Raw genomic sequence first — 16,338 nt, forward strand, 5'->3', positions numbered from 1 at the left:
TGGCTGGAAGCGGCCTGGGAGGATAGAAAGCTGCCGGTTAGAAAAAGACTCAAGCATTCGCTTGAGTCTTTTTCTATATGCTGATAACTGCCGTCTTTTCCTTGCTTTCAAATTTTCTTTGTGATATAATATTACAGATTTTTTAGAAAATATGGAGTGATTTATTCAATGCGCAAGACTAATTATACTTTTTTATGTGCCGTTCTAGCTTTGGCGGCGGTTTTAAGCTTTATAAGCTGGCAAGCGCCTGCTACTGTCGACCCTAAAACCTATCAGCCGGCAGTTTATTCGACTATCGGCGCTTTGCTGCCGCCTGTTATTGCTATTGCTTTGGCTCTGATTACTAAAGAAGTATATTCTTCTTTGTTTGTGGGTATTGCCATTGGCGCATTGCTGTATGCCAACGGTAATTTGGAGCTGATGCTGAACACTATGCTCTTTAATGAGAACGGCGGTATGATTACTAAGCTGGCGGACAGCTGGAACGTGGGCATTTTGGTATTTTTAGTTATTCTGGGCATTATGGTGGCTTTAATGAACAAGGTGGGCGGTTCGGCGGCCTTCGGCCAATGGGCGTCGCAGAATATTAAAACCCGCGTAGGCGCACAGCTGGCAACTATCGCTTTAGGCGTGCTGATTTTTGTGGACGATTATTTTAACTGCTTGACCGTGGGCTCGGTAATGCGCCCAGTGACTGACAGGCACCAGGTGAGCCGCGCCAAGCTGGCGTATCTGATAGACGCTACGGCTGCGCCCGTGTGCATTATTGCGCCCGTATCCAGCTGGGCGGCGGCAGTAACTTCCTCCGTTCCTAAGGGCTCGGATATCAACGGCTTCGGCATGTTCCTCAATACTATTCCTTATAATTTTTATGCGCTGGCTACTTTGCTGATGATGATTTTGCTGACCGTAATGAAATTTGATTTCGGCAGTATGAAGCTGCATGAGGATAATGCGCGTAAGGGCGATTTATTTTCTACTGACGCTCGCCCATATGGCGATGTGGATGAAAAAAGCGAGTACTTGCCTAAAGGCTCTGTTATTGATTTGGTGCTGCCTGTAGCCGTGCTGATTGTTTGCTGCATCGTGGGCATGGTTTATACGGGCGGATTTTTCTCCGGCGAAAGCTTTGTAGACGCTTTTGCCAACGCTGACGCTTCCAAAGGTTTGGTCTTGGGCAGCATGGTAACCTTTTTCTTCGTTTTCTGCTTCTATATGGTGCGCGACGTAATGACTTTCAAGGATTTTACCGAATGCATTCCCATGGGCTTTAAAGCTATGGTTGCGCCGATTATGATTTTGACCATGGCCTGGACTTTATCCGGTATGACCGGCCTTTTAGGTGCAAAATATTATGTGCATGATTTAGTTGCCGGGTCTGCGGGCGTACTTAAAATGTTTTTGCCTGCTATAATTTTTATCGTGGCTATGTTTTTAGCGTTTTCCACCGGCACCAGCTGGGGCACCTTCGCAATTTTAATTCCCGTGGTCTGCAATGTTTTCGGCAGCGGCGATACCCATGAAATGCTGGTTATTTCTATTGCAGCCTGTCTTTCCGGCGCAGTTTGCGGCGACCATTGCTCGCCTATCAGCGATACGACGATTATGGCTTCGGCGGGCGCGCATTCGGACCACGTTAATCACGTATCCACTCAGCTGCCTTACGCTTTAACTGCTGCTGGTGTTTCCGTAGTCGGGTATCTTATTGCAGGCGGCATAGCTTATTTCAGCGAAAGTTCTATGGCACTGATATCGCTGCCGCTTACGCTGGGGATGATGGTTGTGACGCTGTTTGGCCTGCGCACGTATCTAAATAAGAAAAACTAAGAAGAACGCTTCTTTTTATAAAAAGTAAAAAGCTGCGGCTGATTGAGATGTGCTTATGTGCAATCGCCGCAGTTTTTTGTTGCGCTGTTTTACAGAAATCTGTAACAACTGCATAGGGGAATTTGCTGCTGATTATGAAAAGGAGCTGGCTGGCATAAAAAGTTTTGCAAAAATATAACCGCACGTTGGGACGTGCGGTCGGCATCAAATATTTTTATTCTGTTCGAGGAAGAAATCTAAAAATTTTTGCGCTGCAATACTTAACGGCCTGCTTTTATTCCAAAAAAATGTCTGATTGAAAAATAGTTTATCGTTTTTAATCAGCGTGCGCGTGAGTCCGGAGGGAAGTTTATCGTTCGGCAGCATAGCGGCTATGGCGATATTATTGCTGTTCCTGACAAGATCAAGGCAGCTGCCCAGCGTGTTGGTCATAAAATTGACGCGCAGCGTAATGAAACGCTCGTCGCAGACCTGGCGCAAAATGAGAAACTGCATCTTGTTGCTGCAAAGCGGCAGGTTTTGCAAATCTTCGACTGTAATATAATTTTTATTTTCCCATGCGGTTGGCGTGTCGCTGCGATAAATTGCGTAAAACTGTTCTGTGCCTAAATTGACGATGGAAAATTCTGGATAGGCGGGAATGGCGGTATTGGCGAAAGCAAAGTCAAGGCTGCCCGCACGTATTTTTTCTACCTGTTCTATGGTAAGGATAATATCGTATTCGTACATAATTTCCGGATGCAGTTGCGAGAAGGGCGCTAAAAATTGTTCAATTATATAGCTGCTGCGCAGGTGCGAAACTCCAAAGCGCAGCGTACCGCTGACTGCGCCGCTGTATTTTTGCATATCGAAGGCCAGCTCGTCCTCGCTTTTGCAGATTTGCTCTGCTTGGCGTAAAAAATCTATGCCAGCGTTTGTCAATTCTATGGCCTTGATGCCTTTTTGCCGTTTTAAAAGCCTGACGCCATAGCAGCTTTCCAGCTTATGAATTTGCGCGCTGAGCGAGGTTTGCGCGATATTGAGCTTGTGCGCCGCCGCGCTGAGATTGGACGATTCTGCTACGACAAGAAAGTTCCTGTAAAATTCTACATCCATCTTTAAATACCATTTCTTTCGCTATTTAATGACGATTTAATTCGTTTTACTTTATTATAGACTTGCGGTATATTATAGTCAAGCAAGGGATAGCATGTATCTTTTGAATAAGAAATTCAAAAAGGAGTGAAGCGGTATGTCTTCTAAACAAGCGATTACGTCTGCTATAGTTGTGATTCTTTTGGCTCTTGCTTATTTTGGCAAGTAAACACAGGGCAGTCATTAACTGAAAAAGAAAATATTAAATAAATGGGGACAGCCCCGGCTTCACAAGCATAAATATGAAGCTGGGGCTTTATTTTATAATGAGGAGTTTTTCTTATGGACGAAACAAAAAATATTTCGGCTGGCACGGAAAGAAAAATTATTGCAGCCGTAATTTTAGCTGGCGTTGCTGCTTTTGCCGCTCTAAATTGTTTGCAGCCGATTATTCCGGCGATAGGCAGCGCGTTTGGGCTAAGGCCTGCCGCCGCCAGTACGATTGTCGGCGCGGGAATGCTGGGAATTGCCTGCGCGCTGTTTATTTTAACTTTTTTTGCGGAGAGGCTGCCGCGCAAACGCGGGATTTGCTTCGGCCTGCTGGTTTGCAGCTTGCTGACGGCAGCGTTAGGAAATATGCCGGGCTTCGGCGCGATGCTTGCCGTGCGCGTTTTGGTGGGTGTTAGCATTGCGCTGGTGCCGACTTTGGTGATGGCGTATATTCAGGAGGAAATGTCTGCCGATAAAACTGCTTATATTGCTGGGCTGTACATCAGCGGCACAACGCTTGGCGGACTGTCGGGCAGATTGAGCCTGGCGTTCTTAACTGACGTTTTTGACTGGCGCCTGGCAATTACGTTTTGCGGCGCAATTTTATTTTGTATTTCGCTTGCTGCGTGCATACTGCTGCCGCAGGAAAGGCATGAGCCGGGCGTAAAGAAAAAATTTGACTGGGAATTTTTTTCGCTGAGCAATAAATCTTTATACGGGATTTGCTTCATCGCCTTTTCCATTATGGGAAGCTTTGTCGCTATTTATAATTTTATTCCGTTTGTGCTGCGCGCCGCGCCGTATAATTTTAGTCAGAGCCTTATCGGATTGATATTTTTGGTGCAGATTTTCGGTTCGCTGAGTTCGGCTATGAGCGGTAAATTGATTTACAGATTCGGAACTGTTAAGGTTATCGTGATAGATTTATTTATTATGCTTTTAGGAATTTTGCTGACGCTGCACGCGGCTGTTGCGGTAAAGCTTGCGGGGCTGTGCGCTGTCGATTATGGATTTTTTGGCGCGCACGCCTGCGCTATCGGCTGGTGCGGCAGCTTGTGTCCGCAGCAGAAGGCGGCGAGCGTTGCGCTTTATATGTTTTGTTATTACTGCGGCGCGAGTGTTTTGGGCAGCGCCGGCGGTTTGTTCTTTCAGGCGGCGGGTTGGAACGGCATAGTATCGCTGGTGGCGCTTGCCATTTTATGCAGCCTGGTGGGACTTTATTTTGTACGCAGCTGGCAGAAAGTTTATGACTGATCTGTGAAAAAAAGAATCCTTTGCGGTTGGTTTGACAGCGCATTAGTGTTATAATAATAATGATATAAAAGGGGGCTTCTTTATGGAAATTAACGCACCTATTGGCGTGCTGGACAGCGGGGTTGGCGGCTTATCAGTTTTGAAATGCTTGCACCAGCTTTTGCCGCACGAGGATTTTATATATGTTGGCGATACTGCGCGCACCCCCTACGGTACGCGCACAGAAAAAGAAATTCGCGGCTTTGTGGCCGAAATGATCGATTGGCTGGCAGGCCAAGGCGTCAAGCAGGTGGTTATCGCCTGCAATACGCTGACTATGCTGGGGGTAGATAGCTTAAAGGGCGAGCATAAATTTTCAATCGTAGGTATGTCCAAGGGCGAAAAACTGCTTTTAGCGGCCAGCAAAAAGAAAAAGATTGGCGTGCTGGCTACGCCCTTTACTATTGGTACCGAGGCGCATAAAAAAGCGATTTTGGAGCTGGATGTGTCTGCGGAGGTTTATCCGACGGCGTGCCCTAAATTTGTGCCGTTAATCGAAGGCGAAAAATTTGACAGCCCGGAGCTGGCGGCGGCTGTTGCCGAATATGCTGCGCCGCTGAAAAAAGCGGGGATTGACGCTTTGATTTTATCTTGCACGCATTACCCGTTCATTAAAGAGCAGATTGCCAAAGAGTTTGGCGCAGGCGTTACCGTTATCGACCCAGCGGTAGCGACAAGCGAGCTGGCAGCAGCAGAGCTGCAAAGCTTAGAGCGTTTGCGTTCTAAAGGACAGGGTAAATTAAAAATTTGCGCGACAGCTGATATTGAGCGCGTGCGACGATTGGCTTGCAGAATGCTGAACGTGGATGAGTGTGATTTTCAAGAAATAGATTTACAAAAGAAAGGTGGTAGCTGTGGGAAAACAGGTAGCAGTGAATAAAAATAATATTGCAGGCTCACCTTCAGTACATAAGCTTTGCCTGTGCTTAGCGCTTTTTGTGTTTTGGATGGTGCTGTCGGGCAGAAGCGAAACCAAATTTGTTGTTTATGGAGTTTTAACAGCCGTGGTAACAACGTGGCTGACATATCCGCTTTTATTGGTTCCCAATAAGGACGGCAGCAAAAAATATTTTGTGTTTGGCGTTTCGCTTCCTAAATTTATCATGTATTTCTTTTGGCTGATGTGGCAGCTGGTGCTGGCGAATATCGACGTTTTGCTGGCCACGACCAGTCAGGAGCTGAACATCGATCCCAAGGTAGTGCGCTTCTATTTCAAGGCGGACAATCCCATGGCTTCTGTGGTGCTGGCTAATTCCATTACGCTGACGCCCGGTACAGTAACTATTAACGTTACCGACGACGGTTTGTACGAAATTCACGCGCTGACTGCGGGAGCGGCGGCCGGCGTGCTGGACGGTTCTATGCAGCGCAAGATTGCCGAGCTGTATGGCGAAGAATTTAATTTTGCTGTGGCAGAGAGCGAGGAATGATTATGCAGGTTATTTTCTTTATCTTGATGATTTCCATAATCTTTGTTATGGGCGCGATGCTGCAGCGGCTGTTCTATGGCCCCACGATTTATGACCGTATGAACGGCTTGGGCGTTATCGGCGCGGATACGATTTTGCTGCTGGTGCTGTTCGGTTATATCGACGGCCGCCCCGATATGTATGTGGATATTGCCATATCCTATGCCTTCCTGGGCTTTATCGGCTCCGTGATCGTGGCAAAATATCTGGGAGGTAAAAATATATGATAGAAGCGTTCGGTTTTAATTCTCTCAGAGAGGTAATAGCCGCGTTATTTATGCTGTGCGGCTTAGTGTTTTTCGTAGGCTCGGCCATCGGTATGCTGCGCCTGCCTGATTTTTATAGCAGAATCCACGCCTCCGGCAACAGTGAAACCCTGGGCTGCGCACTGTCCTTTATCGGTCTGATGATTTACGAGGGCGCGACGCTGACGACGGTTAAAATGGCCTTTGTCTTCTTAATCGTTTTTCTGGCTAACCCTATCGGTTCTCACATTCTTAGTAAAGCGGCCTATAAATCTGGGCATCCTGTATGGACGCTGGAAAGCAAGGGCGCCAAAAAGCTGGTGGGGCTGGAAAAGCCTGACCATGGCGCTGACGAGCCGGTGGGCAATTTGAAAAAGAAGGAGGAAAAATAAATGCAGATTTATATTATTGAGGCAATTTTATTGATCTTCCTGATTTTGATTACCTGCGCCGTTATCTTTTGCAAGGATATTTTAAGCGCGGCAATTATTTACAGCGGTTTCAGCTTCTGCGCCGTACTGCTGTATTTGATGATGGGGTCGCCGGACGTGGCCTTTACGGAGGCGGTTATTGGTACGATTTCGACGATTTTCTTCGTCGCTTCGTTGAAAAAAATTGACAGGTGGTGTAAATAATGCGCGGTTTAGTAGCTGTAATTCTTGCCGTTATGACGGGTATGTTCTGTTCCGTCGTAACCTATCTGCCGGAAATTGGCGACGCCAATACTGCGCCTAACCAGCATGTTACTCCGACCTATATTTCCCGCAGTGCGGAGGATACGGGTTCGCCTAACATTGTTACCGGCGTCATCATCGATTACAGAGGCTTCGATACGATGTGGGAAACTTCGGTAATGTTTTTGGCCGGTTTGACGACGGTGCTGGTGCTGACCAGTAATCCTGTGGGCAGGCGTCCGGAAGAAGAGCCGGAAGATCCTGAGGAAGGAGAGGTTATCAAATGAAAGAACCGTTTGGCGGCCTCATCCTGAATGTGGCCTTTCGTATGCTGGTGCCCTTTACTATTGTTTACGGCATTTACGTTTTGTGCCTGGGCGAATTTTCTCCGGGCGGCGGCTTCCAGGCCGGCGCTTTGCTGGCGGTTGGCGTGCTGCTTTCCCGTTTGATTTTGGGCATGGACGCCGATTTTAATGTGCTGGGCAAAACATCGGTTGTGCTGGCCGGCGTGGGCACGTTTTTATACGCCTTTACCGGTTGGCTGACGTTATTCGGCGGCGCGGACTTTTTCCTGAATTATGATTATATGCCGCTACATTTGGAGCCGAAGCATGAAATGCATGCGCTGGGCATTTTTCTTATTGAAATCGGCGTAGCGATTTGCGTTATGATGACGATTATCAACCTGCTGGATGCGATTGTGAAAAGGGGTGAAGATGATGGAAGTGTTAAATGAATTTTTAAAAACTAAAGGCATCTACTCCCTGGTCATGATTTTGTTCTTCCTGGGCGTTTACGGTATGGTTTTGAGCAAAAACTATATGAAAAAGCTTATGGCGATGAACGTGATGCAGGTTGCCGTCATTTTCTTTTATCTGTGCTTCGCGCAAAAGGATGGGGCGATGATTCCCATTCAAAACGGCGTTACGACGGACCCTAATTTTTATATCAACCCCCTGCCCCACGGCCTGATGCTGACGGCTATCGTCGTAAGCCTTGGTACTACGGGCGTGGCCATTGCGCTTTTGATGCGCATTAAGGAAATTTATGGCTCCGTAGAAGAGGTAGAGGTATTGAGGAGGGCCAGCAAATGACGCAGCACGCTCCTGTTTTTATTGTACTTTTACCTTTAACGGCGTCGCTTTTATGTATGCTGTTCAGCCGCATCAGTAAAAACCTGGGCTCCTGGATCGTGATGGCGTCCATCGCTGGCGCGTTTATCAGTTCGCTGGCGGTGCTGGAGCAGGTGCTGGTCAGCGGTGGTCAGACCGTGCATTACTGGATGGGCGGCTGGGCTCCGCCGGTGGGCATTGAATTTGCCATGGACCCGTTGAACAGTGTGCTGGCCGTTTTGGTTACGGCTATTTCCATGCTGGTGGCGCTGTACAGCAAGCCCTTCGTTAAGGATGAGGACTGGCTGCATGTCGGCGGCTACTACACCTTGTTCGGTTTGCTTACCGTGGGCCTGTGCGGCATGATTATTACGGGCGACGTTTTCAATCTGTATGTTTATTTGGAAATTATGTCCCTGTCCGGCTATGGGCTGATTGCCCTGGGCGGCAAAAAATCCATGCTGGCAGCCTTCCGCTATCTGCTTATAGGTACTATCGGCGCGTCCTTATACCTGCTGGGCGTAGGCTATTTGTACGCTTTGACCGGTACGCTGAATATGGCGGACCTGGCGGCGCGGGTAGTGCCCCATATGAATTCGCCGCTGTTCGCTATTGCGGTGGCCTGCTTCATCATCGGCTTCGGCATTAAGATGGCACTGTTCCCGCTGCACGGCTGGCAGCCCGACGCCTACACCTTTGCTCATCCCGGCGCTGCGGCCTTTATCGCAGGCTGCATGAGTAAGGCTCCGGCTTATGCGTTAATCCGCTTCATGTATTATATCTTTAAGGTTGATAACCCGGTGCTGCACAGCGCGCTGAATGTGCTGGGCATTTTGGGCGTGGCCGGTATTCTGATAGGTTCCATCATGGCCATGGCGCAGTACGATTTTCGCCGTATGCTGGCTTATTCCAGCGTGGCGCAGATCGGCTATATTGCCATCGGCCTGGCTATGGGCAATTTGTACGGCTTTATCGGCGCGGTACTGCACATGATTAACCATGCGCTGATGAAATGCAGCCTGTTCCTGGTTATCGGCGGTATTGAATACCGCTTCGGCGAGGTTAATCTGTACCGCTTGGGCGGCATGAATAAAAAAATGACCATCAGTACCATTACAGTGACGCTGGCGGCCTTGTCCATGATCGGCCTGCCGCCTACCGCCGGTTTCTTCAGCAAATGGTATTTGATGCTGGGCGCTTATACCGGACAGCAATATTTTTACATTGCCGTGTTGGTTATCAGCTCGCTGCTGAACGCCATTTACTTCTTCCGTATCATTGAGCAGATGTTTATTCAGCGCGAAGCCTCTTTGACTGAGGTGCATCCGCACCAGGGCAAGCTGGGGCTGCCCTTTGCGATGGCGCTGCCCATCTTTATTACCGGCATCGGCATTTTGGTGCTGGGCTTCTACAGCGTGGACATTGTTACGGATATTATTAAATTAGGCTTGCCGGAGGTGTTTCTGAGATGACGATTATAGATTGCAGACCATTTCTGGCAGTAGGCGTTTCCTTCCTGGCCGCGGTGCTGATTGCCTTCAGCCGCCGTTGGCCTAACTTGCGCGAGACGTGGAGCGTTATCGCTTCCGTGCTGAAATTCGGCATTATCCTTTCTATGCTGCCGGCAGTTTTGGATGGCAACCAATACCAATGGACGCTGTGCCAGATTACCGACACTGTGGGACTGACGCTGCGCACGGACCCGGCAGGTATGATTTTTGCCGTGCTGGCTTCCATGCTGTGGGTGCCTATGAATTTCTATTCCATCGGCTATATGCGCTGCAATAACGAAAGCGAGCAGACCGGTTACTTTGCGGCTTTCGCCATTTGCATGAGCGCGGTTATGGGCATTGCCATGGCCGAAAATTTATTGACGTTCTTCATCTTTTATGAGCTGCTGACACTTGCAAGCTATCCGTTGGTGCTGCATAAGCGCAACGAAGAAGCTTTGATGGCCAGCCGCAAATATTTGATTTATACCTTGATTTCCGGCCAGCTGTTCCTAGCTGGCGTGATTGCCGTTTACTGCATCAGCGGTACGATGGAATTTACGCCGGGCGGTTTCCTGACTGCCGATATGGCTCCCAGATGGGTGCTGCAGGCCGTTTTCGTGCTGATGATTCTGGCCGGTTCCGTAAAGGCTGCCGTAATGCCCTTGCACGGCTGGCTGCCTGCGGCGATGATCGCGCCTACGCCCGTATCGGCGCTGCTGCATGCGGTTGCAGTTGTTAAAACCGGCGTTTTCGCCGTGCTGCGCATTATCGGTTTCGTTTTTGGGCCCAAGCTGCTGGCGGAAATCGGCGTTACCGACGTGCTGGCCTGGGCGGCGGCTATCAGTATTCTGGTATCCTCGCTCATCGCTTTGCGGCAGGACCACTTGAAGCGCCGTTTGGCTTTTTCCACCATCGGCCAGCTGTCCTATATAGTTTTAGGCGCGGCGCTGATTTCGCCCATCAGCATTAAGGGCGCGTACCTGCATCTGGTAGCGCATGCCGTGATGAAGATTACCCTCTTTATGTGCGCGGGCCTGATTATCGCCCGCACTCACCGCAACAATATCAGCGAACTGTATGGCATCGGCAAAAAGCTGCCGGTGACTATGACCTGCTTTACCATCGCTTCGCTGGGCATTGCCGGCGTTCCGTTTTTGGTAGGCTTCATCAGTAAATGGAATTTGTGCCTGGGCGCTTTGCAGGCGGGCAAGCCGCTGTACGTTTTGCTGTGGGTGGCCAGCGGTTTATTGGCGGCGGCTTATCTGATACCGGTTTCACAGATGGCCTTCTTCCGTAAGGACCCGCAGGAAAAATTCCGCGAATACGGCGAAATCAGCTATTCCATGCTGATACCCATTTGCATTACGACGCTCATCGCCATCGTTTTAGGTATAGTGCCTAATATTTATCCGCACTTCTACCGGCTGACGGTAATGGTATCCAACACGGTTTGCGCAGGCTGGCATGGGGGGTGGCTGTAATGAATAAAAAATCAGTATACCTGCTTTGTCTGGCAGTGTTAATCGTTTCGGCTGTGGCCGAGCTGTGCGGCGTGCATCTGCATGCGCCCGCCTGGTGGCCGCTGCCCTTTGGCTATAATATTTTCTTTGGCTTTGCAGGCTGTTGGGTTTTGATAATCGTTGCCAAATTGATTATGGCCCCGCTGCTTCAGCGCGACGAGGACTATTATAATGATGATTACGAAGGCAGAGGTGATGATGATGAATAATTTAATGCTTCATCCCGGTCTGATTTTAATGGTCGTCGGCGTGGTTGCTATGCTGGCGCCCAAATGCATCCGTAAATTTGTGCTGGCGCTGGGGCCGTTGGCCGCTGTCGGCGCGGCGCTGCAGCTGGAAATAGGAACGGAGGTCGTCGTTCCCTTTGTCAATGATTTGCAGCTGCATTTGATGTACGTTGACAAATTAAGCTGGATATTTACTTTTATCTTTTCCGTGCTGGCCTTGGTCAGCGGCATTTATGCGGCGCATAACGAAAACCGCATGGAGGCTTTGTGCTGCATGCTCTATGCCGGCGGCGCTATTTCCGTTACGCTGGCGAAGGATTGGCTGTCCTTCATTTTCTTCTGGGAATCCCTGGCGGTATCATCCCTGTTCCTGGTATGGTGCAATCCCGGCGCGGAATCCCGCAAGGCGGGCTTCCGCTATATGCTGGTGCATATGCTGGGCGGCGGCGTTTTGCTGGCAGGCATTTTCCTTACGGCTTACACCAACGATTCCATTATTATGGAAAGCCTGACGGGCAAGACCAATACTTTAGCGTATTGGTTTGTGCTGGTCGGCATGTTCGTCAACGTGGCTATGCCTCCGGTCAACGCCTGGCTGGTGGATGCTTACGCTAATTCCACGCTTACCGGCGGCGTTTTTATGAGCTGCCTGACGACCAAGGTTGCGGTTTACGCTTTAATCAGAGAATTTGCCGGAACCGAGCTGCTCATGTGGGGCGGCGTGCTGATGGCCTTGTACGGGGCCTGCTACGCGATTATGGAAAACGATATGCGCAGGCTGCTGGCTCATCACATCATTTCCCAGACCGGCTTTATGGTGGCCGGCGCGGGCATCGGTACGGGTATGGCGCTTAACGGCGCGACGGCCCACGCCTTTTGCGATATTCTGTTTAAATCCCTGCTCTTTATGTGCGCTGGCGCTATCATTTATGCCACCGGCATTAAAGAAATCAATAAGCTGGGCGGCATGGCGAAAAAGCTGCCGCTGGTCTGCGTTTGCTTCTTTTCCGCAGCCTTTTCCATCGCCGGTATTCCGCTGTTCAACGGCTTTATCAGTAAGGCCATTACTGTCAACGCCGCTTATGCTGCCGGTCACGGCGCGGTATATACGCTGCTGGAGCTGGCTGCCATCGGTACATTTTTGTCCATTCCTTTGAAAATGGGCTACTTCATTTTCCTGCGCAAGGACGATAAGGGCGCGGCAATTAAAACGCCGCTGCCGTTTAATATGAAGCTGGCTATGAGCATCAGCGCTTTTCTGTGCTTCCTCTACGGCGTATATCCTGATTTGCTGTACCGTTATCTGCCCTTTGAAATGGAGCCCTATCATCCCTTTGCGGCGGCTCATGTGCTGCAATATGTGCAGATGCTGGGCATGGCGCTGGTTCCCTTTATGATGTTCCTGCCGCGCATGGAGCCGCATACGGCTATCAGCCTGGATACGGATTGGTTCTACCGCAAGCCCTTCGCCTTTTTGATTTTCAGAGTCAGCTCTTTGTTTTGCGCGCTGTGCGGCGCGTTGGGCGGAGCCTGGGGCGTGCTGTATGAAAAATTTATGGATTTGACGGCTAATCCGATGGAATTTTTGGACGCTAAGCCCTTCCGTAAGCGTAGCCATTATAATCCGGAAAATTACCGTACCTCCGTCGCCGATCCTATGATGATTACGCTGACGGTTTTAGTAAGCAGCATCGCTTACTTTATCGCTACCATGTAAGCGGAAAGAAAAATTAAATTGTTGTGCGAGCGGGCGCTGCGGCGTCCGCTTTCTTTATGTAAAATTACTTACAGTTGGCTGCATCAAGAGCGACCAATAAATAAAAAATCTGGCATAATCTAGAAATCTGTACTATAATTCTATATAAATCGCATATAAATTTTCGAAAGGAAGGATTGTAGTATGGTAAATTTCAAAAAATTATGCGCAGGCGCTTTGCTGGCAACAGCGATGCTGGGTGTGGGCGGTCTTTTGCCGTCGGCCGAAGCGGGCAGATTGCAGGATATTCAGGAGCGCGGAACTCTTTTGGTAGGCAGCACCGGCGATTATAAGCCCATGTCCTATCTGAATAAGGAAACCGGTAAGTATGAAGGCTTTGACTGCGAGGTAGCGGAGCTTTTGGCGCAGTCCTTGGGCGTAAAGGTGCAGTATGTGCCTACAACTTGGAAAACGCTGTCCGCCGACACGATGGCCGGTAAATTTGATATCGCTATCAGCGGCATCACCCGTACCTTTGCCCGCGCCAAGGATATGGATATGTCCCACGGCTATTTGCTGTTTGGCAAAACTATTTTGTGCCGCAAGGAGGACGCTAAAAAATTCACCTCCGAAGCGGATTTGAATAAGAAGAGTGTGCGCGTGATGGTAAATCCCGGCGGCACTAACGAAAAATTTGCTTTGTCCAATTTGCCGGACTGCACCTTGCTGGTACATCCGCAGAATGCGGAAATTCCTTCGCTGATTGCCGAGGGTAAGGCGGACGTGATGATTACGGAAACCATGGAGGCCAGACGTTATGTGCGCGACGACGCGCGCCTGGCTGCGCCGCTGATCGACGACCCCTTCACTAAAAATCAATTCGGTATTTTGATGGCTAAAGGCGATCAGGAATGGCTGAACTATGTAAATTTCTTCATGGAAGAAAAGGATATGGACGGCACTCTGGACAAGCTGGAAGATGAATATATTAAATAATTATTGCTGAAGCTAAGAGCATTACCGCAGGGTAGTGCTCTTATTTTTTGTTTGTTGTCATTTTGAATTATTATAAGCTGCTTGAATAATAATGACATGATAGCTGTTGATGTGCTAAAATATAAATTAGGAAGGAGTGAAAGATGATGTATCAGAAAATATATTCTATCGCAGATATTAAGGAAAAACTCCAGCCAGTTTTTAAAAAATATAAAATAAAAAAAGCTGTGCTTTTTGGTTCGTATGCTAAAGGAATTGCCAAAGACAGCAGTGATATAGATATTATGGTTGATAGTAATTTAAGAGGCTTGGCTTTTTATGGATTACTTGAAGATACGGTGAATGTAATGGGAAGAACAGTCGATTTATTAGATAAAAGCCAAATCATCAATTCTTCTGATATTCAAAAAGAGATAGAAAGCACGGGGATAGTAATATATGGATAATCATGATAAGAAAGTTTTGGAGAAAATTCATAAACATATAAAAGCTGTTTTGAAGTATTGCGATAAGTGTCAATCGTTACATGATTTTGAAGAAGATAGTATGCGAGTAGAAGCTTGTGTTTTTAACTTAATGCAAATTGGAGAATTGGCAAAAACAGATTTAAGTGAAACCGCCAAAACTGAAATTAAAACAATACCGTGGAAGCAAATGTATGGTATGAGGAATAGAATAGTGCATGGCTACGATGGGGTAGAGATGAGTATTGTTTGGGATACTATTAAGTATGATTTGCCAGCTTTGCGGAAAGAATTAGAAAAATATTTAATGATGCCCTAAATAAAATAATCAGGAGGGATGTTGTATGAAGATGAGTAAAAAATTTTTGGCGGTTGTTTTCACTTCCATGATGTTCAGCAGCTTGGCGCAGGCTGCGGTTGTAGAAACTCCTGTGACTGACGCGGCTGCAAAAGCGGAAATTTCCGTGCTGCTGCCCGGCAACGCTAAGGACAACGGCTTTATGGAGGCCGGTTATCGCGGGTATCAGCGCATTGCTCAGGAATTAACTAAAAATGTAAAATGCGTTTACGACGTTTCGGCTACATCCAACAAAGATGTTTTGACCGCTGAGCTGCGCCGTTTGGCGCAGGAAGGGCCGCAGCTGATTATTGCTCATGGCGGGCAGTGCAACGCGCCGGTGGAAGCAATCAGCAAGGAATTTTCGCAGATTAAATTCGTGGTTATTCAAGGCAACGTCAAAAGTGAAAATGTCAGCAGCTATAAAGTAGATCAGGAGCAGTCCGCTTTTTTGGCGGGCGCCTTGGCAGGGTATATGACTAAGACGGATAAGGTGGGGCATATTTCCGGCGCCTGGCCGAAGCCCGGCTTGCAGGCGCGCGCCGCTTTTTACGACGGGCTGCATCGCGTTAATGCCAAAGCGGAATTTTATACCCATTTTACCGGTAATTTGGATGATAACGCTGTTAACGCCAAGGCTGCAGAGGGTGAAATCAAGGCTGGCTGCGATGTGATTTATACGATGCTCAACGGAGGACGCTTCGGCGTGAACGACGTTATCGCCGCTAACGGCAAGGTTAAGGAAATCGGCAATGTTATCGATTGGACGGAGGTTTCACCCATATTCATCGGTTCGGCAGTAGCAGATTCCAGCGTTGCTATTTTTAACGCGGCCAAGGATTTTACGGACGGTAAGTTTTCCGCTAATACTATCAGCGTTATCGGTTTGGAAAACGCGGACGTAGTGCGTTTGGCAGTATCCGAACAGGTGCCGCCGCGCGTCGTTCGCAAGCTGGAAAAGCTACGCACGCAGGTATTGCAGGGCAAGGTAAAAATTAACACCGTTTACGACGGTTTGGAATTTGACCCGGAAGCGCAAGCCTTTGTGCCGCAGGAAGCAAAAAATAATCGCAAGTAGAATTTGTTTGACTGAATAACTTTAGAGCCGCAGCGCTGCTTCAAAAATTTTGGGGTGCTACGGCTTTTACTTTTGTAATATAAATACGGAAACGGAAGAAAACGCTTTATTTTCACCTCGCAGTACTATAAAATAGTACTATGAGGTAAAAAATGATAAAAACATTGGAGATACTTTTAGAAGAGTTAAAGGATTACGCGAATCCTATTACTTTCCTCTCGCTTCTTAATCCTTACATAAGAAAAACTGTAACAGAAGATAAGTTTAACAGAAATTTTCAGAAAAAAGATGTTGACTGCGCGGTCAAAATAGCATATAATAATCACAGTAGCTTAGCAAATGATATACCCTAGGCAAGTATATCGCAGGCTGCTTCCACCCCACGTATTATAAAATTTCTGAGGCACGGGTAATGACTGCAAGCTGGAGGAAACAAGGCAACTTTAGCGGACTGCAGTACATGAGCCTGCGCAAGGAGATTTTGTAATAAATAAAAATCTCTCATTGAAGAGGAGGAAAACAAAATGAAAAAATCCTTAGTACTCGCAATGGCTATGGCATTA

General features: G+C 48.1%; 20 protein-coding genes. 18 read left to right on the top strand and 2 right to left on the bottom strand.

Annotated features, from left to right (window positions below; translation table 11 throughout):
• Positions 1 to 168 precede the first annotated feature (168 nt).
• Positions 169 to 1,827, top strand: coding sequence for a Na+/H+ antiporter NhaC family protein (locus tag QZ105_RS07890; RefSeq protein WP_293729322.1), 1,659 nt, complete (start codon positions 169 to 171; stop codon positions 1,825 to 1,827).
• A gap of 204 nt (positions 1,828 to 2,031) precedes the next feature.
• Here QZ105_RS07890 and QZ105_RS07895 read toward each other — a convergent pair whose 3' ends face one another.
• Positions 2,032 to 2,922, bottom strand: a complete 891-nt coding sequence (locus QZ105_RS07895; protein WP_293729323.1) for a LysR family transcriptional regulator — start codon at positions 2,920 to 2,922, stop codon at positions 2,032 to 2,034.
• 321 nt (positions 2,923 to 3,243) lie between these two features.
• Between QZ105_RS07895 and QZ105_RS07900 the strand changes: the two genes are divergently transcribed.
• The 17 genes from QZ105_RS07900 to QZ105_RS07980 all read left to right on the top strand — a co-directional run bounded on the left by QZ105_RS07900 (position 3,244) and on the right by QZ105_RS07980 (position 15,775).
• Entirely contained in the window at positions 3,244 to 4,425 is a 1,182-nt protein-coding gene (locus QZ105_RS07900) for an MFS transporter (RefSeq protein WP_293729324.1), read from the top strand.
• Between the two features lie 82 nt (positions 4,426 to 4,507).
• Entirely contained in the window at positions 4,508 to 5,344 is an 837-nt protein-coding gene (murI, locus tag QZ105_RS07905) for a glutamate racemase (RefSeq protein ID WP_293729325.1), read from the top strand.
• Complete coding sequence (locus QZ105_RS07910; RefSeq protein ID WP_293729327.1) at positions 5,319 to 5,894, top strand: Na+/H+ antiporter subunit E; 576 nt, start codon at positions 5,319 to 5,321, stop codon at positions 5,892 to 5,894. The genes murI and QZ105_RS07910 overlap by 26 nt, the downstream gene beginning before the upstream one ends.
• Before the next feature lie 2 nt (positions 5,895 to 5,896).
• Positions 5,897 to 6,160, top strand: a complete 264-nt coding sequence (locus QZ105_RS07915) for a monovalent cation/H+ antiporter complex subunit F (RefSeq protein ID WP_293729329.1) — start codon at positions 5,897 to 5,899, stop codon at positions 6,158 to 6,160.
• Complete coding sequence (gene mnhG, locus QZ105_RS07920; protein ID WP_293729331.1) at positions 6,157 to 6,570, top strand: monovalent cation/H(+) antiporter subunit G; 414 nt, start codon at positions 6,157 to 6,159, stop codon at positions 6,568 to 6,570. The genes QZ105_RS07915 and mnhG overlap by 4 nt, the downstream gene beginning before the upstream one ends.
• Positions 6,571 to 6,813, top strand: coding sequence for a DUF4040 domain-containing protein (locus tag QZ105_RS07925; protein WP_293729333.1), 243 nt, complete (start codon positions 6,571 to 6,573; stop codon positions 6,811 to 6,813).
• Positions 6,813 to 7,139, top strand: coding sequence for a hydrogen gas-evolving membrane-bound hydrogenase subunit E (gene mbhE, locus QZ105_RS07930; RefSeq protein WP_293729335.1), 327 nt, complete (start codon positions 6,813 to 6,815; stop codon positions 7,137 to 7,139). The genes QZ105_RS07925 and mbhE overlap by 1 nt, the downstream gene beginning before the upstream one ends.
• The gene (locus QZ105_RS07935) at positions 7,136 to 7,588 is read left to right on the top strand and encodes an MnhB domain-containing protein (RefSeq protein ID WP_293729337.1); all 453 of its coding nucleotides are present in this window, start codon (positions 7,136 to 7,138) and stop codon (positions 7,586 to 7,588) included. The genes mbhE and QZ105_RS07935 overlap by 4 nt, the downstream gene beginning before the upstream one ends.
• Positions 7,569 to 7,946: a sodium:proton antiporter gene (locus QZ105_RS07940; RefSeq protein ID WP_293729339.1), complete on the top strand. Its 378-nt coding sequence runs from the start codon at positions 7,569 to 7,571 to the stop codon at positions 7,944 to 7,946. Before QZ105_RS07935 ends, QZ105_RS07940 begins: the two co-directional genes overlap by 20 nt.
• Complete coding sequence (locus tag QZ105_RS07945) at positions 7,943 to 9,436, top strand: complex I subunit 5 family protein (RefSeq protein WP_293729340.1); 1,494 nt, start codon at positions 7,943 to 7,945, stop codon at positions 9,434 to 9,436. Before QZ105_RS07940 ends, QZ105_RS07945 begins: the two co-directional genes overlap by 4 nt.
• Entirely contained in the window at positions 9,433 to 10,938 is a 1,506-nt protein-coding gene (locus QZ105_RS07950; RefSeq protein WP_293729341.1) for a monovalent cation/H+ antiporter subunit D family protein, read from the top strand. Before QZ105_RS07945 ends, QZ105_RS07950 begins: the two co-directional genes overlap by 4 nt.
• Positions 10,938 to 11,186, top strand: coding sequence for a hypothetical protein (locus QZ105_RS07955; RefSeq protein ID WP_293729342.1), 249 nt, complete (start codon positions 10,938 to 10,940; stop codon positions 11,184 to 11,186). Before QZ105_RS07950 ends, QZ105_RS07955 begins: the two co-directional genes overlap by 1 nt.
• Positions 11,149 to 12,921 carry a Na(+)/H(+) antiporter subunit D gene (locus QZ105_RS07960; RefSeq protein WP_293729344.1) on the top strand — a complete coding sequence of 591 codons (1,773 nt, stop codon included), beginning with the start codon at positions 11,149 to 11,151 and terminating at the stop codon, positions 12,919 to 12,921. Before QZ105_RS07955 ends, QZ105_RS07960 begins: the two co-directional genes overlap by 38 nt.
• 183 nt (positions 12,922 to 13,104) lie before the next feature.
• A complete protein-coding gene (locus tag QZ105_RS07965) occupies positions 13,105 to 13,896 on the top strand; it encodes a transporter substrate-binding domain-containing protein (protein WP_293729346.1) in 792 nt (263 codons plus the stop codon).
• A gap of 143 nt (positions 13,897 to 14,039) precedes the next feature.
• Entirely contained in the window at positions 14,040 to 14,342 is a 303-nt protein-coding gene (locus tag QZ105_RS07970) for a nucleotidyltransferase domain-containing protein (protein WP_293729348.1), read from the top strand.
• The gene (locus QZ105_RS07975; RefSeq protein ID WP_293729350.1) at positions 14,335 to 14,679 is read left to right on the top strand and encodes a HepT-like ribonuclease domain-containing protein; all 345 of its coding nucleotides are present in this window, start codon (positions 14,335 to 14,337) and stop codon (positions 14,677 to 14,679) included. Before QZ105_RS07970 ends, QZ105_RS07975 begins: the two co-directional genes overlap by 8 nt.
• A 25-nt stretch (positions 14,680 to 14,704) precedes the next feature.
• Positions 14,705 to 15,775 (top strand): BMP family protein, encoded by a 1,071-nt coding sequence (locus QZ105_RS07980; RefSeq protein WP_293729352.1) that lies wholly within the window; start codon positions 14,705 to 14,707, stop codon positions 15,773 to 15,775.
• A gap of 349 nt (positions 15,776 to 16,124) precedes the next feature.
• Here QZ105_RS07980 and QZ105_RS07985 read toward each other — a convergent pair.
• On the bottom strand, positions 16,125 to 16,338 hold a 214-nt coding region (locus tag QZ105_RS07985), incomplete at its 5' end, for a hypothetical protein (protein ID WP_293729354.1).

This window comes from uncultured Phascolarctobacterium sp. (assembly GCF_905212365.1).
GTDB lineage: Bacteria > Bacillota > Negativicutes > Acidaminococcales > Acidaminococcaceae > Phascolarctobacterium_A.